Genomic DNA, 18,469 nt, shown 5'->3' with positions numbered 1-18,469 from the left:
ATGAGGCGACTATGGTGTTGCACCCTGTTCCAACCGTGCAATCTGGCTATGACCAACAAGGAGTGAATCATGATCGACTTTTACACCGCCGCGACCCCCAATGGTTTCAAAGTGGCGATCGCCCTCGAAGAGCTGGGTTTGCCCTATCGGGTCATTCCTCTCGATCTCTCGGCGCTGGATCAGAAGAAGCCCGAGTTTCTTGCCATCAATCCCAATGGCCGCATACCGGCCATCGTCGATCGGGATAACGACGATTTCGCCGTATTCGAGTCGGGGGCCATCCTCATATATCTGGCGGAGAAAGCAGGCAAGTTGCTGCCCGCTGATCCCAAACGCCGCTCTCAGGCCATCCAGTGGCTGATGTTCCAGATGGGCGGGGTAGGACCCATGATGGGGCAGGCCAATGTCTTCTACCGCTATTTCCCCGAAAAGATCCCCGCCGCCATCGAACGTTACCAGAAGGAGGGGCGCCGTCTGTTCGAGGTGCTCGACAGCCATCTGGCCCACCACGAATATCTGGCGGACGAGTACAGCATCGCCGACATTGCCACCTGGCCCTGGGTGCGTATTTATGACTGGAGCGGTATCTCCATCGAGGGATTGCCCCATCTGCAAGCCTGGATGGATCGCATGGCAGAGAAGCCTGCCTGCCAGAAGGGGATCACCATACCGCCGCGTAAGGAGCTGCCCGATGAGCTGATCAAGCAGGCGCAACAGATGGTAACTCGTTGATTTTTAACTGCTGACGGGGCGAAGTGCCCCATAATATTAGAAAAACTAAGGCAAGCCGATTATAAAGATTCGTTCGTTTTTTGTGAGCTGAATCACTATGATGCCCCCATACCACCAAACGTCCTGTGCGGTGGCTTGGCGGGCTCCCCGCCTACTGTTTCCAACACTGTTTTTGATTGCATCACAACCTCTGTGATCAGATTCCTCTGGGCACATTTTGTGCCAGAGGGGCGGCAGCATTTTTTCGATTTTTTGGGACTGATATGGATCGGCACAGTTTTTATCCGTTGTTTTTATTGACCATTCTGATGGTCGCTGTGGGCCAGATGACCCAGACCCTTTATGTTCCCTCCATTCCCATGATGGCGGGGGACTTCAATGTGGCCTCGGGCCAGTTGCAGGCGGTGATGGCCTGTTACCTGATCCCCTATGGCCTTTCCCAGTTTGTCTACGGGCCGTTGTCGGATCGCATCGGCCGTCGCCCGGTGCTGATCGTCGGCATGATGGTGTTTCTGGTGGGCACCCTGATCATTCAGGTCATCCCCCATTTTGCCGCCCTGCTGGTGGGTAGCTTTATTCAGGGGCTGGGTACCGGTGCCGGTGGCGCCATGAGCCGTACCGTGATGCGCGATCGCTACAACGGCGCCGAGCTCAACCGCGCCAACAGTCTGGTGAGTATGGGGGTGATCTTCTCCCCGCTGCTGGCACCGGTGCTGGGGGGATGGCTGACCGAGCTGTTCAACTGGCGCGCCGGTTACTGGTTCCTGTTCGGTTTTGGTGCCGTAGCCACCCTGGCGATCATGGCCTGGTTTGGCGAGACCCTGCCTGCTGCTGCCCGTCAGCCACTGCGCGTCGGTGCTGCCTATCGTCATGTGCTGGGCAACCCCAAGTTTCAGGGCAACCTGCTCTGCCTAATGGCGACCTTTGCCGGTTTGGCAGTGTTCGAGGCTGCGGCCGGTGTGCTGCTGGGCGATGTGCTGAAACTGAGCGCCCGTACCGTGAGCGTGCTGTTCGTGCTGCCGCTGCCCGGCTATCTGTTCGGGGCCTGGCTCTCTGCCAAGCTGAGCTTCCGTTTGACTCAGGGCAAACTGATGCGTCTGGGAATCGCCTTTCTGGCGCTCGGCTCCCTCATCATTCTGGTGCCGGGGCTGTTCGGGGTGGTGAGTGCCGCCTCGCTGGTTGGTGGTGCGGCTGTCTACTTCATCGGTAGCGGTATTCTCTACCCGACCGCCACCTCCTGTGCAATCGAGCCCTTCCCGGGTCAGGCCGGCACCGCGGGGGCCATTCTCGGCGGGATGCAGAATCTGGGAGCCGGTGTGGTGACCCTGCTGGCCGCCGGTTTCCCGATGACCGGTCAGGTGACCCTGGGGGCCATCATGACACTGATGGTGCTGATCGTGGCGCTGAGCTTTGTCTGGCTGCGTCACCACGGCTCCCCCCACGAGCAGATGGCCATCTAAATTTGCTTGCCAGTTGCAAAACAAAGCCCGCCTTTTGGCGGGCTTTGTCGTTATGGCTGTGTCCGTTTCACACCTTGTCCCATCGGGTTCTCCATTTATTGGGGGAAAGGTGTAAACCATATTCAGGACGGGACAGTTCGTTGATCATCAGGCAAAGAAAAAGCCCGTCACGTTGGTGACGGGCTTTTGCTGTTGGTACCCCGAGATGCCGTTGCCGGTTTGGGCCCTTGAACCGTCGGTTCAAGGCGGGGATCGGATCTGACCGCAGGCTTCTCGGTCGTGCCGAGCATGCGCAATAGTCAGAAGGCAGATCCCCTGTTTGGTATGAATATCGGCTCGGGGACTTGAACCGGCTGACAAACATCCCAGGGAATTTTAAAACGGTTTGCGATTAGGGCTGTTGCCCCTCTTCGCTGGAATCACCATATTGTCCGTGCTCGATCAGGGCCGCTTCGATGGTGCGCTGCAGCATCTTGATCCGCTTGTCCATGGTCTCAGAGTATTGGTGGTTCTTCTCTTTTTCAAGGCAGAGCTCATGACAGAAATTGAGCGCCGCCATGATAGCCAATTGCTCGTTGCTGGAGACTTTGGAGCGTTGACGCAGGTCGATCAACTTGTCGGTCAGCTGCTCGGCGGCCTGGCGCAGGGCATCCTGCTGTCCCAAGGGACAGGATACCTTGTAGGGACGTCCCAAAATGACGATTTCTACGGCCTCTGTGCTCATGCCTTCCTCAATACGGCGGAGCTGATTTCCGCCTTTATCCACGTGGACAACTGGGCGGGACTATATAGCGCAGATGCATAAGTTTCAAGGCCTTGCTGGCTCTGCAAGAGGGAGAATGCTAGGATCCTGACCATTAATTCTGCAAATTTGACTGAACTTTGAGCGGATCCTCGATGAGCAAAACGAACCCCCTTAAATATGCGGCAGTGGCCGACATCATGGAACAACATGAGCTGATGGCCAGCGCAGTAGAGGCCCATGGTGTGATCTGCGGTCTGGTGTGCGGCGGTGTGGCACTGGACGACAAGAGTTGGCTGCCCCATTTCAACGATCTGGTGAACGACGGTTTCGGCCTGCCGGCCCCGGTGCGCCAGGTGATGACCGATCTTTATCACAATGTGGTCGAGAGCCTGATGGCCCAGAAGGGCGTCGAGCTGTTGCTGCCAAGCGATGATGCTCCCCTCGACGAGCGCATCGATTCGCTGGTGGACTGGTCACAGGCATTTCTGGCCGGTTTCGGCGTGGTGCAGCAGGAGCTCTCCCGCGCATCGGAAGAGCTGCAGGAGATGATCCAGGATATCGCCAGCATCACTCAGGTCTCCGCCGAGTTCGATCAGGAAGATGACGAGAACGAAGCCTCTTTCCTGGTGCTCTACGAACACGTCAAACTGGGTGTCATGATGGCCTTCGAAGAGTTTGGCAAGCGCCCCGATACCCCGAGCGCGCCGCCGACCCTTCATTGAGGTGCGGGTCAACGCGACCCTTACTGAATCTGCAAGAGCGCCTGATGGCGCTCTTTTTTATTTCCTTGTGGTGACTAACCCTGTGAGGCGCAACCGGTTTTTTGCCGGTGACCTCGCATTCTGCCAGCGGCTTTGTGATAGCATGAGGCCACCTTTTTCACTTCTTCCTCTCTGCTTATGTCTCAATCTGATGTGCGGCAGGTCGATGTCACCCTGGTCGGCGGTGGAATGAGCGGTGCCGTGCTGGCGCTCTCGCTGGCGGCTCTGCTTCGATCCGATGGCTCCCCCCTCGAGATCCTGCTGCTGGAGGCAAGCGTCCCCGAACAGCACACCCATTCAGGGTTCGACGCCCGCGCCATTGCGCTTTCGGCCGGTACCTGTGATGCGCTGTTGCGACGCGGACTCTGGCCGCTGTTTGCCCCCCATTGCGCCCCCATTACCCAGATCCATGTCTCGGATCGGGGCCACTTCGGTCAGGCTCGCCTGTCGGCGGCCGAATACGGTCTGCCCGCGCTGGGCCAGGTGATCGAGCTTGCCGCTGCCGGTCATGAGCTGCAACGGGCGATGGCGGCCTCTCCCAATATCCGGGTCTGCTGTCCGGCTCGGGTGAGCGAGATTGCGCCCGATGAGGAGAAGGTGACCCTCACCCTCGAGAGCGGTGAACAGATTGAGACCCGCCTGCTGGTGGCGGCAGACGGCGGCAACTCCTTTGTGCGTCAGCACTTCAAGTTGCCGGTGACCCGCCACGACTTTGAGCAACACGCCATCATCGCCACCGTCAAAACGGCGCAAGACCCTGAGGGTCGCGCCTTCGAGCGCTTTACCGAAGGGGGGCCGCTGGCCCTGTTGCCGATGCAGCAGGGACTCTCCTCGCTGGTATGGAGCGTCGGGCAGCATGATGTGGATGAGCTGATGGCCCTCGATGAGGCGGCGTTTCTTGCCCGTCTGCAGCAGGCCTTTGGCTGGCGGCTTGGTCGCTTCGAGCGATGCGGCGTGCGTAACGTCTATCCGCTCATTCTGACCGGCTGCGACTACCCGCTGGCCCAGCGCACCGTGCTGGTCGGTAATGCCGCCCACGCCTTGCACCCGATTGCCGGACAGGGCTTCAACCTCGGGATGCGGGATCTCGACCTGCTTACCGGCGCCGTAGCCAAGGCGTTGGCAGAGGGGGAGGATATCGGCAGCTTCAAGGTACTGAGTGGCTACTGGCAGCAGCGTCAGCGCGATCAGGAGCAGACCGTCTGGCTCACCTCTTCGCTGGCCCAGCTCTTCTCCAATGGTCACGATCCGCTGGTGGCTGGGCGCAATCTGGCGCTCACCCTGATGGGGCGATTCCCGTGCCTCAAGGCGCCGCTTGCCTCGCGCACCCTGGGCTTTGTCGCTGATGTGTGCGGCAACTAGCCAGCACTTGTTGAGTGGAACCTGTTGACCACCATTCGTTGATCAAAACCTATTGAATAAAGAGGTGATGCCTGCGGGCGTCCCCTCGCTGGCCAGCCGGTCAGCCCTGAAAGGATGAGATGATGCAGATGCAAAATGTGGATGTGGTGATTGTCGGTGGCGGCATGGTGGGGCTGGGGCTCGCTGCGGCCCTGAAACATAGCGCCCTCAAGGTGCTGGTGGTGGAGGGACAACTGCCCGACCCGCAGCTGGGGGAGGTGGCCGATAACCGGGTCAGCGCCCTGAGTCTGGCCAGCCAGCAGATCCTGCGCCATGTCGGCGCCTGGGACGGCATTGAAGCGCGCCGCCTGCAGGCCTACGACAAGATGGCGGTGTGGGAGCAGGACAGTTTTGGCCATATCGACTTCGATGCCGCCAGCCTGCGTCAGGCCAACCTCGGCCACATCGTCGAGAATCGGGTGATCCAGCTGGCGCTGCTTGAGGCAATTGAAGGTGCCAGCAATATCCAGTTGCTGACCCCCGCCAGAGCCAAGAGCCTGCAGAGCGGCCCGGCGGGCGCCCTGCTGCTCCTTGAAGATGGTCAGGCCATCTCGGCCAAACTGGTGGTGGCTGCCGATGGCGCACACTCCTGGGTGCGCCGTCAGGCTGATATCCCGCTCACCAGCTGGGATTACGGTCACCACGCGCTGGTGGCGACGGTGCGCTGCGCCGAACCCCATGAAGCTGTTGCTCGCCAGATCTTCACCCCGGATGGCCCGCTCGCCTTTTTGCCGCTGTGGCAGGAGAACCTCTGCTCTATCGTCTGGTCGCTGCCTGCGGCCCGCGCCGAGGCGCTCTGCACCTGCGATGACGAGCAGTTCAATCGCCAGCTCACCACCGCCTTCGATGCCCGCCTCGGTCTGTGCAAGGTGGAAGGGCCGCGCAGCGCGATTCCCCTCACCGCCCGCTATGCCCGCGATTTTGCCCGCGAGCGGCTGGTGCTGGTGGGAGATGCCGCCCACACCATCCACCCGCTGGCGGGGCAGGGGGTCAACCTTGGCCTGCTGGATGCTGCCGCGCTGGCGGAGCAGATCTTGCAAAATCATGCCGCGGGCGAGGATATCGGCCTGCTCGCCAACCTGCGCAGCTACGAGCGCTGGCGCAAGAGCGAGGCGGCTCGCATGCTGGCGGCAATGGAAGGGCTCAAGCGGCTGTTCAGCGGGGCCAACCCGCTCAAGAAGCTGGTGCGGGGCGTGGGATTGCGCGCGGCCAATCTGCTGACGCCCTTCAAGGAGGGGGTGATCCGCGCCGCCATGGGGCTGGAGGGCGAGTTACCCGCATTGGCCCGTCCTGACTGGGCTGTTGCTGCGACCAAGGGCAGTGCCATGCAGGCCAAGGGTGAAAAAAACTAATATTACTTGCCGTTTTTGACAACAAAAGTAATCCGACAAGGCTGATGACCCGTTTGGGGTGTCAGCCTTTAATTTTGCCCTGGAGCGAAACGTTTTTCTGCAAATTGTGACGAAACGGTAAAAATCGAAATTTAATCTCGCCTGAGTCGGCTTATGGCTGTTTTTATCACTGCATTTATCTTAGTGTCTGGAGTCAGTTTTACGGGAGGGGATTAGTTTTTTTTGAGCGGCACGCTCGCCTGCTTGTCATATAATCCGCTCCGTTCAAGGAATCCCTCTTGCCTGGCAAGGGCAGGAGCGAGCACACACTTTTGGATCCGGTCGCTTTTTGCTGTACGTAGTGCAGTCAGAGCGGTGGCACTGGTCGCAAGGGTGGTCGCCAAAGCGAAAAGGCTTTTTGCTAAGGAAAGAATGCGATGATCCAGACTACTGTACTGCATCCCAAACACCTGGAAGCCGGCGCCAAGATGGTGGACTTCCACGGTTGGGAAATGCCCATCAACTACGGCTCCCAGCTGGAAGAGCACCACGCGGTGCGCAGCGATGCCGGTATGTTCGATGTCTCCCACATGACCATCGTCGATTTGACCGGCGAACGGGTCAAAGCCTTTCTGCAACACCTGCTGGCCAACGACGTGGCCAAACTCACTGTCCCCGGTAAGGCCCTCTACAGCGGCATGCTCAATCCGGAAGGCGGCGTGATCGATGACCTCATCACCTATTTCCTGACCGATACCTTCTACCGGCTGGTGGTCAACTCCGCTACCCGCGAGAAGGATCTGGCCTGGATCCGCCATCACGCCATCGATTTCGACATCACAGTGACCGAGCGTCCCGAGCTTGCGATGATTGCGGTGCAGGGCCCCAACGCCAAGGTCAAGGCTGCTGCTGTACTGAGCGCCGCTCAGCGTACCGCCGTGGTGGGGATGAAACCCTTCTTCGGCGTGCAGGCTGGCGATCTCTTTATCGCCACTACCGGCTACACCGGCGAAGATGGTTATGAAATCGTGGTGCCGCAAGAGAAAGCCTGCGAGCTGTGGCAAGCGCTGCTGGATAACGGCGTGGCCCCCTGCGGCCTCGGTGCCCGCGATACCCTGCGCCTCGAAGCGGGGATGAACCTCTATGGTCAGGATATGGACGAGTCAATCTCTCCACTCGCCGCCAACATGGCCTGGACCATCGCCTGGGAGCCGAGCGATCGAAATTTCATCGGTCGTGACGTGCTGGAAGCGCAGAAAGCGGCGGGCAACCAGCCCAAGCTGGTGGGTCTGGTGATGGAAGAGAAAGGGGTGCTGCGTGCCGGTATGCCCGTTACCTTCACTGCGGCAAACGGTGAGAAGCGGGAAGGTGTGATCACCTCCGGCTCTTTCTCCCCCACCCTGGGCTACAGTATTGCCCTGGCGCGGGTGCCCCGTGATATCGGTGAACTGGCCGAGGTGGAGATCCGCAAGAAGCTGGTCACCGTGAAGGTCACCAAGCCCGCTTTCGTCCGTAACGGCCAGAAGCTGGTTTAATACCGTTTTGGGGGAGGGCAGTGCCTCCCCCATCCCTTTTCATATTCGTTTTTAAACGCGACTCAAAGATCAAAGGAAACAGAGATGAGCCATATCCCGAGCGAACTGAAATATGCCACTTCCCACGAGTGGATCCGTGTCGAAGGCAACGGTGAGGCCGTGGTCGGCATCACCGAGCACGCCCAGGAGCTGCTGGGTGACATGGTGTTTGTCGAGCTGCCGGAAGTGGGCAAGCAGGTGAGCGCCGGTGACGACTGCGCCGTGGCCGAGTCGGTCAAGGCTGCCTCCGACATCTACAGCCCGGTGAGCGGCGAGATCATTGCCGTCAACGAAGAGCTGGAAGGGAGCCCCGAGCTGGTCAACTCCGACCCCTACGGCGCGGGCTGGCTCTATCGCATCAAGCTGGATGACGCAGGCGAACTGGCCAACCTGCTGGATGCCGAAGGCTACCAGAACGTGGTGGACGAAGAGTAATGCCCCTGGGCCCTGCGAGTGCGGGGCCCATTTGTATGGCTGCAGGCCCCGGGTCTGCAGGCGGGTGAAGTGGCCCATATTCGATCCTCAGGCTCGGCTTGAGGTCTGTTTACAGGGTGACCCCCGGGATGCCCGCGAGCATCCGGTGCCGCTTTGTTCTGACAGCGGCATAGCGAACATGAGTGAAGCCGGCACGGCTGGCTATCAGCACTGTCTATACAGGATTTATTAGCAGGACCTATTTATCAGGAATCAGGGAAATGACCCAGTCACTGTTTGAACTCGAACAAAAACACGATTTTGTCCGCCGCCATATCGGTCCGGGCGAGGAAGAGCTGCGCCAGCTGCTGGCGACCGTCGGGGCCGAAAGCCTGGACGATCTGATTGCCCAGACCGTGCCCGCCGCCATTCGCCTGCCGGGCCCGCTCGGCATCGGTGCCGGCATGACCGAAGTGGAGGCGCTGGCCAAGCTGAGAGGCTATGCCGCTCAAAACAAGATTGCCAAGAGCTATATCGGCATGGGTTATCACGATACCCATGTGCCCCACGTCATTTTGCGCAACGTGCTGGAAAACCCGGGCTGGTATACCGCCTACACCCCCTACCAGCCCGAGCTGGCGCAGGGCCGTCTCGAAGCCCTGCTCAACTTCCAGCAGCTGACGCTGGATCTCACCGGCATGGATCTGGCCAGTGCCTCCCTGCTGGATGAAGCGACCGCCGCCGCCGAGGCGATGGCGCTGGCCAAGCGGATGGCCAAGTCCAAATCCAACCTCTTCTTCGTGGCCGATGATGTGCACCCGCAGGTGATCGACGTGGTCAAGGAGCGCGCGGTCCACTTCGGTTTTGACGTGGCGGTTGGCGCCGCGAGCGACGCAGTGAGCGAAGAGGTGTTCGGTGCCCTGTTCCAGTACCCCACCACCACAGGTGAGGTGAAAGATTTGCGTGCCCTGATTGCCGTGGTACAGGCCCAGAAAGGGCTGGCCTGCGTCAGCGCCGATCTGCTCTCCCTGCTGCTGCTCAAATCCCCGGGCGAGCTGGGCGCCGACGTGGTGTTGGGCTCCGCCCAGCGCTTTGGTGTGCCCATGGGCTACGGTGGCCCCCACGCCGCCTTCTTCGCCACCCGCGATGCCTACAAGCGCTCCATGCCGGGCCGCATTATCGGCGTTTCCAAGGATGCCCGTGGCAAGGCCGCGCTGCGTATGGCGATGCAGACCCGCGAGCAGCATATCCGCCGCGAGAAGGCCAACTCCAACATCTGTACCGCACAAGTACTGCTGGCCAACATGGCAAGCTTCTACGCCGTCTACCACGGCCCGGTAGGGCTGAAAACCATCGCCTCCCGCGTGCACCGTCTCACCACCATTCTGGCGCTCGGCCTCAAGGCCAAGGGTGTGGCCCTCAAGCATGCCAGCTGGTTCGATACCCTGACCGTGCAGAGCGCTGACAAGGCCGCGCTGATCGCCAAGGCCGAGGGGCTCGGCATCAACCTGCGTGCGGATCTCGACGGCGCGGTAGGGGTGTCGCTCTCTGAAACCACCACCCGCGGCGATGTGGCCGAGCTGTTTGATCTCTTCCTCGGTCAAGGCCATGGCCTCGACATCGAGGCACTCGACAAGGCGGCCCTGGCCCATCACGCCATCCCGCAGGATCTGCTGCGCACTGACGCCGTGCTGACCCACGAGGTGTTCAACAAGTACCACTCCGAAACCGAGATGCTGCGTTATATCCACCGTCTCGAAGCGAAAGATCTGGCGCTCAACTACGCCATGATCTCCTTGGGCTCCTGCACCATGAAGCTCAACGCCACCGCCGAGATGATCCCGGTGACCTGGCCCGAGTTTGGCAAGTTGCACCCGTTCGCCCCGCTGGCGCAGGCCAAGGGCTATCAGCTGCTGCTGGCCGACCTTGAAAACTGGCTGGTGAAGGTGACCGGTTACGATGCGGTCTGCATGCAGCCCAACTCCGGGGCTCAGGGTGAGTACGCTGGTCTCTTGGCCATCAAGAAGTACCACGAATCTCGCGGCGAGGGGCATCGCGACATCTGCCTCATTCCGGCTTCTGCCCATGGTACCAACCCGGCCTCTGCCCAGATGGCCGGGCTCAAGGTGATCGTCACCGCCTGTGACAAGTCGGGCAACGTGGATCTCGATGATCTGCGCGCCAAGGCGGCCGAGGCGGGGGATCAACTCTCCTGTCTGATGGTGACCTACCCCTCCACCCATGGGGTGTATGAGGAGACCATCAAGGAGGTGTGCGACATCGTTCACCAGCACGGTGGTCAGGTCTATCTGGACGGCGCCAACATGAATGCGCAAGTCGGGTTGACGGCGCCGGGCTTTATCGGGGCGGACGTCTCTCACCTCAACCTGCACAAGACCTTCGCCATTCCTCATGGCGGTGGCGGCCCGGGCATGGGCCCCATCGGCGTGAAGAAACATCTGGCACCGTTCGTGGCCGGTCACGCCGTGGTCAAGACCGACAAGGAGAGCCGTGACAACGGCGCCGTGTCGGCGGCACCGTTCGGCTCGGCCAGCATCCTGCCCATCAGCTGGATGTATATCGCCATGCTGGGTGACGAGGGGCTGAAGAGATCCACTCAGGTGGCCATCCTCAACGCCAACTATCTGGCCAAGAAGCTGGGTGACTCCTTCCCGGTGCTCTATTCCGGGCGCAACGGTCGGGTGGCCCACGAGTGCATCCTGGATATCCGTCCGCTCAAAGAGGCTTCTGGCATCAGCGAGATGGACGTAGCCAAGCGGTTGATGGACTACGGCTTCCACGCGCCGACCATGAGCTTCCCGGTAGCGGGTACCCTGATGGTCGAGCCGACCGAGTCGGAATCCAAGCGCGAGCTGGATCGCTTCGTCGAGGCGATGACTTCCATCCGCGCCGAGATTACCAAGGTGCAGGAGGGGCAGTGGAGCCTCGCCGACAACCCGCTGGTCCATGCGCCGCACACTCAGGATGACGTGATGGATGCAGAGTGGTCCCGTGGCTACAGCCGCGCCGAGGCGGTCTTCCCGTCCGACGCCGTGCGCGCCAGCAAGCTGTGGCCATCTGTGAACCGCATCGACGACGTCTACGGCGATCGCAACCTGTTCTGCTCTTGTATCCCGACTGAGGATTACGCCAAGTAAGTGGCGTTTTTAGGAGCTACAGTTAAGCCTTATAAACAACAGGGCCACCCAGAAGGGTGGCCCTTCGTTTACATGGACTTTATCTGCATGCTGCTATCCGAATGTCCGGCTTAAGTCCTTGAGCTGGCTCGCTTTGCTCTGCAAGTTGGCACTGGTTTCACTCACCTGATCGATTTTGAGACTGTTATCGTGAGAGAGCGAGGATATCTGGTTGATATTGCGACTGATCTCCTCGATGACCGCTTGTTGCTCGGTGGCCGCGGCGGTGATCTGGTTGGAGAAATCAGAGACCTTGTCTATCTCGACCACAACCTGATTCAGGTTTCCGGTGCTTGCCCGGGTGGTGGCGAGGCAGGCGTTGGTTCTGGTCACATTGAGATGCATCATCTCTTTCCATCCCCCCAGGGTTTGCTGGATATGGCCAATGCTGTTCTGGATCTGCTCTGTCGCCTTGTGGGTTCTGGTCGACAGGCTGCGAACCTCGTCCGCCACCACTGCAAAGCCGCGCCCCTGATCGCCTGCCCGTGCGGCTTCGATGGAGGCATTGAGCGCCAGCAGGTTGGTTTGATCCGCAATGCCGCGAATTTCGCTCATGATGGTGCCGATCCGCTCGGATTCGCTCGCCAGCTCGACAGCTGACTGGAAGGCTTGCTCCGCCTGGGTGGCCAGCGCCGACATCTCTTCTCCCGCTTCCGAAAGCTGGGTGCTGGTGGTGATGCAGTGGCGGCGGGCCTCTTCGATCTGGCTGTTGCTGTCTTGAATATTGCGGTTGATCTCCTCGGCGGCCGAGGCCATCTGGGTGACGGCGGTGGCAATCTGCTGGATCTGCGTGTCTTGCGAAGAGATATCCTGGCTGGCCAGCGAGGCGGAGCCGCGCAGGTCATTGGCCATGGCATTGAGCGAAGCCGTGGTGTCATCCACCCGGCCGAGCACGGTACGGATCCTCGCTTGCCCGAGTTTGATATGGAAATCGGCGATGCTGTGGGGGGCATCCCCCGAGAAGATAAGGCGGCTGATGCTGTCGTAATCCTGCTCGAGCTGCTGCAAGAATCGCGGCGTGAGGAAGAGAGGGTGGCGATTGAACCAGATTGTTGCCAAGAGGGGAATGATGACCCAGAGCGCCTGCAGCGGTGAGAGCAGCCAGACCGCGCTGATCACGCTGACGAGCAGCAGGGGGATGGTCATCATGGCCGGAGTGAGCTGACGCAGGCCCATATGAATGGCAGAGCCGGTTTCACGGGCTTTAAGGGTTTTGTACATCTGGCTGGCACGCGCTTTGTGCTCTGCGGCGGGGCGGCAGCGGACGGATTGGTAACCCACCATCTTGCCATCTTCATAAATCGGGGTGACATAGGCATCAACCCAATAATAGCGACCATCCTTGCAGCGGTTTTTTACCATGCCTCGCCATGGTTTGCCCGCCTGCAGGTGGGCCCAGAGATCGGCAAACGCTGCCTTGGGCATGTCGGGGTGGCGCACCAGATTGTGATGCTGCCCCAACATCTCTTCCAGGCGATAGCCTGCCACCTGACAAAACGCCGGATTGGCGTAGGTGATGTCCCCTTTGAGGTCGGTCGTCGATACCAACTGGATATCGTCGGCAAATTCAACCTCGGTATCTGTGGTGTGAAGCGAGCTGGTTACCATGATCAGGCTCCGGTTTCGGCGTAACGGAATACTTCGTTTGAGTATGGCAGAGGATGTTCATTTATTGTGTTGTTGCACATTAACTCTTGTGCTGCTGCGTGGGGACGGGATGGGTCTCACATTTTTACAGTACGGTTCGGCGAGGGGAGGCAAGCCATGTCACATGGCCCGGAGAGCAGCAACCCCTCATCCTTTGGCTGTCTCAAATTGACTGCCGTACGGAATAAACAAACGCCGATCATCCGATCGGCGTTTGTCTATGAGGTGCCGGATGGTTTCACACTCGGCTGCTTTGGCATTTTGCCTGTTTAAAGATGGGCGACTTAAAACAACAGTTGTGTCAGGTAGCCCATCAGGATCGCCATGCCGAGGATCACGGTAAGAAAGGCCGCAATCATCGGTGTTCTGAACATCGATTTGAGCAGGATCACCTCGGTCAGGCTGGCACCGGCACTGCCGATGATCAGCGCCATGACGGCGCCCATTCCCATCCCTTTACCCAGTAGTACCGACGCCAGCGGGATCACGGCCTCGGCACGAATATAGAGCGGGATCCCGACGATGGCGCTGAAGGGGATGGCCAGCGGGTTGTCGGCGCCAGCATGGGCGGCGATCCACTCGGCCGGAATAAAACCGTAAATAAACGAGCCGATGAGCACCCCCAGCAGCAGGAAGGGCAATACCGCTTTGAACTGCTGCCATGCATCGATGCGAGCTTTGACCCATGCGGTGGGGAGCTGTGGTGCTCTGGTCAGGGTTGCCGTGCCATCGCCGCAGCAGGAGAGGGTGGCCTGTTCTGCCATCTCTGGTTGCGGTGCCGGGCAGCATGCTGCCCCGTTGAGGGGTTTGATTGCGCGAATGGCACTGCGTTGGTTGTCACTGCAATTTGTTTGAGTTGTGGCGCGGGTCGCCGGGCCACAGTCGCTACCGCAAGAGGGGGTGGCCTCTTTGGGGTCGATGACATGGCGCTCGAATCCCAATCTGTCGAGCAGCATGCTCGCCATGACGGAGACGCTGGCGGCGATCACGGCGTAGAGCAGGGTCACTTTCCAGCCGAAGGTTGCCCACATCAAGCCGATGATGATGGGGTTCAGCAGTGGCGAAATAAACAGGAAGGTGAGGGTGGGGCCAAAGCCAGCCTTGGCTGAGAGCAGCCCTCTCAGCATGGGGATGGTGGAGCAGCTGCAAAAGGGGGTGACGGCACCGAGCAGGACTGAGAGCAGATAGCCCTTGCCATGTCTCGCCCCCAGCATCCGCTGGATCTTCTCGTCGGGGATCTTCTGACGGATCAGGCTGACCCCGGCGCTAATGACCAGAAACAGCACCGACAGCTCGACAGCCAGAAACAGGAACATCTGAGCTGCATCGGTCAGCATGGTTAACCACTCATTCATTGTCGTACCCTCACTTGGTTTCTATATTTCCAAAATAATCGAAATGAATGGCCGGTCAAGATATTTCTGGTATTATCGAAATATTAAATTCGTGGAGGGCGCAGAGATGCAACTGGAAGAGGTCGCCAAGGCATTGAAAGAGCTGGGTCATCCGACCCGGCTGTTTATCTTCAAGCATCTGGTCAAGGCGGGAGAGCAGGGGTTGCCGGTGGGGGAGCTGCAAAAGCAGCTGGTGATCCCCGCTTCCACCCTCAGCCACCATATCGCGGCGCTGGTCTCGGTGGGGCTGGTGAAGCAAAACCGGGAGAGTCGCACCCTGCTTTGCGTCTCTCAATACGCGGTGCTGGAGGAGATCATCGCCTTTTTCCGCGATGAGTGTTGCGTCAACAGCCCGGAGCATCGGCAAGATCAAAGGCAAGAGCTGCCTTCCTGAGGGCTATGGCTGCTAGTAGTGCGGTCAGTTGCGCTGCGCGCAATAAAAAACGCCGATCATCCGATCGGCGTTTTGCATTGTTTTTCTCAGCTGCGGGCATTAACCCAGATTGGCTGCAACCTTGCTTTGGGCTTGTCCTTTGCGCTTGATGACAAAGCCAATGCCCAGTACCACCAGCCAGGCTGGGATCAGTTCGACCGAGATGCGGAAATCGGGGGTCATATACATGATCACCAGAATGCCAGCCATAAAGGCGAGGCAGAGATAGTTGCCGAAGGGGTACCAGAACGCCTTGAACTTGGGCTGGACGTCTTCTGCGACCTTGGCCTTGCGGAACTTGAGGTGCGCGAGGCTGATCATCGCCCAGTTGATCACCAGTGCGGAGACCACCAGCGCCATCAGCAGACCGAACGCCTTGCCCGGCATCAGGTAGTTGATCAGCACGCAGAGCAGGGTGGCGATGGCCGAGACCGAGAGGGCAACCAGCGGCACGCCGCTCTTGTTGGTCTTGAGCAGGGCTTTCGGGCCGTTGCCCTGTTTGGCCAGACCGAACAGCATCCGGCTGTTGCAGTAGACGCAACTGTTGTAGACCGACAGTGCCGCTGTCAGCACCACGATGTTGAGCACGGTGGCGACCAGATTGCTGTCCAGAGCGTGGAAAATCATCACGAACGGGCTGCCGCCTTCCACCACTTTACCCCAGGGGTAGAGGGACATCAGGATAGCCAGAGCGCCGATGTAGAAGATGAGGATACGGTAGATCACCTGATTGGTGGCCTTGGGAATGCTCTTCTCGGGGTTGTCCGCTTCCGCGGCGGTAATGCCCACCAGCTCCAGACCGCCGAAGGAGAACATGATCACCGCCATCGCCATCACCAGGCCGCTGATGCCGTTGGGGAAGAAGCCGCCTTGTGCCCACAGGTTGGTGACGCTCGCCTCGGGGCCGCCGGCACCGGAGAGGAGCAGATAGCCGCCAAAGCCAATCATGCCGATGATGGCAACCACCTTGATGATGGCGAACCAGAACTCCATCTCGCCAAACGCTTTGACGTTGGAGAGGTTGATGGCGTTGATCAGCACGAAGAAGAAGGCGGCCGACATCCAGGTCGGGATCTCGGGCCACCAGTACTGGACATAGATGCCCACCGCGGTCAGCTCGGCCATGCTCACCAGCACGTAGAGCACCCAGTAGTTCCAGCCGGACGCGAAACCGGCAAACTCACCCCAGTATTTGTAGGCAAAGTGGCTGAAGGAGCCGGCTACCGGCTCTTCCACCACCATTTCACCGAGCTGGCGCATGATCAGGAAGGCGATAAAGCCGCCGATGGCATACCCCAGCAGGACCGAGGGGCCTGCCATCTTGATGGTTTGGGCAATGCCCAGAAAGAGGCCGGTGCCGATGGCGCCGCCCAAAGCAATCAACTGAATGTGGCGGTTTTTAAGGCCGCGCTTCAGCTCCTCACCGTCTTGTTTCAAATCCATGGGTCTGTCCTTACGTCTCTGTTGTCTCTTGTCGGTGTTGGGCTCATCCTGAGCAGGCCGCAGTGCGTAGCCAAAACCTGACGAAAGCTGTATTTATTTCGTTACGAAATGCCGTTTTCAATTTTTGGTGTTGGCTGGCAACTGAAGCAGAATAGTGATAATCCGCCATTAATGCACCTGTTTTCCATCTCTAATGGCCGTATTTTGTACCAATGGCAGCTTTTTCATGATCTAAAGAGGCTTATTGGTAGTTTTTGATTGATGTTTGCGCAATCGAATTCTGTTTTCTTGACATTTTGTCTTGTTGGTGTGCTTTTGTGGTGTCAAGCCACAAATGGATGCAAATGATGCCAAACAAGCGAGAGTACAGGGAAGAGTGCAGGGAGTTGGAGCACAGGGAACGCGAAAGCGTGCTGCAACAAGGGGTTGCCCGGAGTGTGCTGGTGGCGCTCTGGTTAGGGATTGCCGCCAGTCCGCTGTTGTTGCTGGTGGCCGCCACCATGCTGCTGGGCTGGCTCTCGCTCGGTGATCAGGGATTACTGCACTACTGGCAGTCGCTGTTGCTGGTGGGTGGGGTAACGGGGGCGCTCGTTGGCGGCTGGCTGGCGGAGCGGGTTCGCCTGCGCCACGGTTTGCTGGCCTTCTATGCCCGGTTGATGAACAACCCTGAGCTCAATTGTTAGTTAACGCTGGTTGTTTGCCGAGCGCAGCAGAACGGAATCGAATAGCGGCTAACTGGCAGCAGGTGACAAGGGCACAACGCCAAGGTCGACAAGAAGAGGGATAAGCATTTGTGGTGTTTATCCCTTTTTTATCCACACTTTTCACTGTCATCTATGTGAATCGCAGTTCGCCACAGCTGACTTTCGCCACGACACTGTAGTTTTTATCTTTTGTTGATGCCGATAGCTGTCAAGCTGGCTTAACAGAGCTGGCGGCGCAGACCGGTTGCCTCGAGGACCTTGGCGCTGATCTCCTCCACCGAGTGGGAGCTGGTATCGAGGAAGCGGATCGCCTCCTGGCGAAACAGTCGCTCCACGCAGGCCAGCTCCTGCTCGCACTGTTCGATGGAGGAGTAGCGGCTGTTGGCACGGCGCTGGTTACGGATCTCGTGCAGCCGCTGCGGCGCTATGGTGAGGCCAAACAGCTTGTGACGGTTGGCCTTGAGGGGGGCGGGCAGCTCCAGCATGCCCATGTCCTGCTCGATAAAGGGGTAGTTGGCGGCGCGAATGCCAAACTGCAGCGCCAGATAGAGGCTGGTGGGGGTCTTGCCGCAGCGGGAGACCCCGATCAGGATGATGTCCGCCTCATCGTACTCCTTGGTGGTGATGCCATCGTCGTTGGCCAGTGCGAAGTTGACCGCCTCGATGCGATCGTCATAGAGCTTGCGGTTCTCCATGCCGTGGGTGCGGTGGAGGCGGGGCTCGGCTTTTACCCCCAGCTCCTGCTCCAGCGGGCTGACGAAGGTGTTGAGAAAGTCGTGGCCGCACGCCTCCGATTTTAGTACCTCTTCCCGTACCAGCGGGTCGACGATGGTGTGAAACAGAATGGGGCGTACCCCGGTCTGGCGAAACTGCTCGTCGATCCGCATCCGTACCTGACGGGCTTTCTCCATTGTCTCCACAAAGGGGATAGTGATCTGCTCGAAGGCCAGCGGAAACTGGCTCAATACCGCATGGCCGAACACTTCGGCGGTGATGGCGGTGCCGTCTGAAACATAAAATACGGTGTGCACGTAGGGCTCCTGTGATACCGCGGGTGGGGTCGCATAGGGTAAGGGGTGAGAAGTATCTCCCGAAACCATACCAGTTTTGTCAACCGGTCTGCTGTGCCCAAGTTGTGAAGTGGCTTGCAAACCTGAATCGTTATCTTTTTGTGTCGCCATTGTAGAATGTTCCGGTCATTCGACCATCCCCACCTCTTGCTCGGGGATTTTT

Annotated in this window: 15 protein-coding genes and 1 other RNA gene; 10 read left to right on the top strand and 6 right to left on the bottom strand. The window is 59.3% G+C overall.

Features of this window, described 5'->3' with window-relative positions; all coding sequences use genetic code 11:
• Window positions 1–69 precede the first annotated feature (69 nt).
• Window positions 70–732, top strand: coding sequence for a glutathione S-transferase family protein (locus AB5Y71_RS12855; RefSeq protein WP_368171739.1), 663 nt, complete (start codon window positions 70–72; stop codon window positions 730–732).
• 263 nt (window positions 733–995) lie between these two features.
• On the top strand, window positions 996–2,192 hold the full coding sequence (gene emrD / locus AB5Y71_RS12850) for a multidrug efflux MFS transporter EmrD (protein ID WP_005333920.1): 1,197 nt from the start codon (window positions 996–998) through the stop codon (window positions 2,190–2,192).
• A gap of 193 nt (window positions 2,193–2,385) precedes the next feature.
• On the opposite strand, the gene ssrS is transcribed toward emrD, so the two are convergent.
• Window positions 2,386–2,567: non-coding RNA, 6S RNA (gene ssrS, locus AB5Y71_RS12845), on the bottom strand.
• 16 nt (window positions 2,568–2,583) lie between these two features.
• Window positions 2,584–2,916 carry a cell division protein ZapA gene (gene zapA / locus AB5Y71_RS12840; protein ID WP_005333910.1) on the bottom strand — a complete coding sequence of 111 codons (333 nt, stop codon included), beginning with the start codon at window positions 2,914–2,916 and terminating at the stop codon, window positions 2,584–2,586.
• Window positions 2,917–3,089: 173 nt separating this feature from the next.
• On the opposite strand from zapA, the gene AB5Y71_RS12835 reads away from it, so the two are divergent.
• The 6 genes from AB5Y71_RS12835 (at window position 3,090) to gcvP (ending at window position 11,576) form a co-directional block, all read left to right on the top strand.
• Window positions 3,090–3,659, top strand: coding sequence for a UPF0149 family protein (locus AB5Y71_RS12835; protein ID WP_005333908.1), 570 nt, complete (start codon window positions 3,090–3,092; stop codon window positions 3,657–3,659).
• 177 nt (window positions 3,660–3,836) lie between these two features.
• On the top strand, window positions 3,837–5,060 hold the full coding sequence (ubiH, locus tag AB5Y71_RS12830) for a 2-octaprenyl-6-methoxyphenyl hydroxylase (RefSeq protein ID WP_368171738.1): 1,224 nt from the start codon (window positions 3,837–3,839) through the stop codon (window positions 5,058–5,060).
• 122 nt (window positions 5,061–5,182) lie between these two features.
• Complete coding sequence (locus AB5Y71_RS12825; protein WP_368171841.1) at window positions 5,183–6,451, top strand: FAD-dependent 2-octaprenylphenol hydroxylase; 1,269 nt, start codon at window positions 5,183–5,185, stop codon at window positions 6,449–6,451.
• Between the two features lie 416 nt (window positions 6,452–6,867).
• Window positions 6,868–7,965, top strand: a complete 1,098-nt coding sequence (gcvT, locus tag AB5Y71_RS12820; protein WP_139432142.1) for a glycine cleavage system aminomethyltransferase GcvT — start codon at window positions 6,868–6,870, stop codon at window positions 7,963–7,965.
• 84 nt (window positions 7,966–8,049) lie between these two features.
• Window positions 8,050–8,439 (top strand): glycine cleavage system protein GcvH, encoded by a 390-nt coding sequence (gcvH, locus tag AB5Y71_RS12815; protein WP_033116021.1) that lies wholly within the window; start codon window positions 8,050–8,052, stop codon window positions 8,437–8,439.
• Window positions 8,440–8,699: 260 nt separating this feature from the next.
• The gene (gene gcvP / locus AB5Y71_RS12810; RefSeq protein WP_368171737.1) at window positions 8,700–11,576 is read left to right on the top strand and encodes an aminomethyl-transferring glycine dehydrogenase; all 2,877 of its coding nucleotides are present in this window, start codon (window positions 8,700–8,702) and stop codon (window positions 11,574–11,576) included.
• Between the two features lie 93 nt (window positions 11,577–11,669).
• On the opposite strand, the gene AB5Y71_RS12805 is transcribed toward gcvP, so the two are convergent.
• Window positions 11,670–13,223, bottom strand: a complete 1,554-nt coding sequence (locus AB5Y71_RS12805; protein ID WP_368171736.1) for a methyl-accepting chemotaxis protein — start codon at window positions 13,221–13,223, stop codon at window positions 11,670–11,672.
• Window positions 13,224–13,546: 323 nt separating this feature from the next.
• Window positions 13,547–14,617 (bottom strand): permease, encoded by a 1,071-nt coding sequence (locus AB5Y71_RS12800; RefSeq protein WP_368171735.1) that lies wholly within the window; start codon window positions 14,615–14,617, stop codon window positions 13,547–13,549.
• 106 nt (window positions 14,618–14,723) lie between these two features.
• Between AB5Y71_RS12800 and AB5Y71_RS12795 the strand changes: the two genes are divergently transcribed.
• Window positions 14,724–15,050 carry a helix-turn-helix transcriptional regulator gene (locus AB5Y71_RS12795; protein WP_128815807.1) on the top strand — a complete coding sequence of 109 codons (327 nt, stop codon included), beginning with the start codon at window positions 14,724–14,726 and terminating at the stop codon, window positions 15,048–15,050.
• Between the two features lie 99 nt (window positions 15,051–15,149).
• Here AB5Y71_RS12795 and AB5Y71_RS12790 read toward each other — a convergent pair whose 3' ends face one another.
• Window positions 15,150–16,532 (bottom strand): amino acid permease, encoded by a 1,383-nt coding sequence (locus tag AB5Y71_RS12790; RefSeq protein ID WP_201986762.1) that lies wholly within the window; start codon window positions 16,530–16,532, stop codon window positions 15,150–15,152.
• Window positions 16,533–16,879: 347 nt separating this feature from the next.
• Between AB5Y71_RS12790 and AB5Y71_RS12785 the strand changes: the two genes are divergently transcribed.
• The gene (locus AB5Y71_RS12785) at window positions 16,880–17,215 is read left to right on the top strand and encodes a hypothetical protein (RefSeq protein WP_368171734.1); all 336 of its coding nucleotides are present in this window, start codon (window positions 16,880–16,882) and stop codon (window positions 17,213–17,215) included.
• Between the two features lie 239 nt (window positions 17,216–17,454).
• Here the strand turns inward: AB5Y71_RS12785 and AB5Y71_RS12780 are convergent, their stop codons facing one another.
• The gene (locus tag AB5Y71_RS12780; RefSeq protein ID WP_368171733.1) at window positions 17,455–18,267 is read right to left on the bottom strand and encodes a pyruvate, water dikinase regulatory protein; all 813 of its coding nucleotides are present in this window, start codon (window positions 18,265–18,267) and stop codon (window positions 17,455–17,457) included.
• Window positions 18,268–18,469 lie beyond the last annotated feature (202 nt).

The sequence above is a fragment of the Aeromonas sp. R9-2 genome (genome assembly GCF_040908025.1).
In the GTDB taxonomy this organism is placed as follows: domain Bacteria; phylum Pseudomonadota; class Gammaproteobacteria; order Enterobacterales; family Aeromonadaceae; genus Aeromonas; species Aeromonas veronii.
Note: the sequence above shows the minus strand (reverse complement) of the source record. Positions and strands in the feature narration are given on the sequence as shown.

Excerpts from the sequence above, each read along its gene's own strand:
- AB5Y71_RS12855 (WP_368171739.1), top strand. The coding sequence starts at position 70 with ATGATCGACTTTTACACCGCCGCGACCCCCAATGGTTTCAAAGTGGCG.
- emrD (WP_005333920.1), top strand. The coding sequence starts at position 996 with ATGGATCGGCACAGTTTTTATCCGTTGTTTTTATTGACCATTCTGATG.
- zapA (WP_005333910.1), bottom strand. The coding sequence starts at position 2,916 with ATGAGCACAGAGGCCGTAGAAATCGTCATTTTGGGACGTCCCTACAAG.
- AB5Y71_RS12835 (WP_005333908.1), top strand. The coding sequence starts at position 3,090 with ATGAGCAAAACGAACCCCCTTAAATATGCGGCAGTGGCCGACATCATG.
- ubiH (WP_368171738.1), top strand. The coding sequence starts at position 3,837 with ATGTCTCAATCTGATGTGCGGCAGGTCGATGTCACCCTGGTCGGCGGT.
- AB5Y71_RS12825 (WP_368171841.1), top strand. The coding sequence starts at position 5,183 with ATGCAGATGCAAAATGTGGATGTGGTGATTGTCGGTGGCGGCATGGTG.
- gcvT (WP_139432142.1), top strand. The coding sequence starts at position 6,868 with ATGATCCAGACTACTGTACTGCATCCCAAACACCTGGAAGCCGGCGCC.
- gcvH (WP_033116021.1), top strand. The coding sequence starts at position 8,050 with ATGAGCCATATCCCGAGCGAACTGAAATATGCCACTTCCCACGAGTGG.
- gcvP (WP_368171737.1), top strand. The coding sequence starts at position 8,700 with ATGACCCAGTCACTGTTTGAACTCGAACAAAAACACGATTTTGTCCGC.
- AB5Y71_RS12805 (WP_368171736.1), bottom strand. The coding sequence starts at position 13,223 with ATGGTAACCAGCTCGCTTCACACCACAGATACCGAGGTTGAATTTGCC.
- AB5Y71_RS12800 (WP_368171735.1), bottom strand. The coding sequence starts at position 14,617 with ATGAATGAGTGGTTAACCATGCTGACCGATGCAGCTCAGATGTTCCTG.
- AB5Y71_RS12795 (WP_128815807.1), top strand. The coding sequence starts at position 14,724 with ATGCAACTGGAAGAGGTCGCCAAGGCATTGAAAGAGCTGGGTCATCCG.
- AB5Y71_RS12790 (WP_201986762.1), bottom strand. The coding sequence starts at position 16,532 with ATGGATTTGAAACAAGACGGTGAGGAGCTGAAGCGCGGCCTTAAAAAC.
- AB5Y71_RS12785 (WP_368171734.1), top strand. The coding sequence starts at position 16,880 with ATGCCAAACAAGCGAGAGTACAGGGAAGAGTGCAGGGAGTTGGAGCAC.